The sequence below is a fragment of the Ochrobactrum sp. SFR4 genome (assembly GCF_019730395.1).
GTDB lineage: Bacteria > Pseudomonadota > Alphaproteobacteria > Rhizobiales > Rhizobiaceae > Pseudochrobactrum.
Map to the genome: position 1 here is coordinate 1 of NZ_JAAPBB010000518.1, position 317 is coordinate 317.

General features: G+C 51.1%; 1 protein-coding gene. It reads left to right on the forward strand.

Annotated elements, in window-relative coordinates; all coding sequences use genetic code 11:
* Positions 1-90: 90 nt before the first annotated feature.
* Positions 91-317 (forward strand): isochorismatase family protein (locus HBA93_RS20065; protein WP_221724451.1); only part of this gene is annotated, 227 nt, incomplete at its 3' end.

Below are 317 nucleotides of genomic sequence, written 5' to 3' on the forward strand. Positions count from 1 at the left end.
AGCTGGTGAAGGGGAAATCGGTCTGCTGATGGCCGGTATTCAGGACGACGAACAGACACATAAAAAGACAAGCGAAAAGGGCCTGCATTCATGATCAGCTCAACACCGGCATTGCTCATCATAGATATGCAAAAAGCTATTGATGATCCGAAATGGGGTCGTCGCGGACAGCCGCAAACAGAAGCCAATCTGCAGCGCTTGCTGGAAGCATGGCGCGAACGCCGTTTGCCTGTTGTGCATATCCGCCATGATTCAACCAATCCGCAGTCGCCTTATCGCGCAGGTACAGAAGGCAATGACTTTAAAGCTGAGGTAGA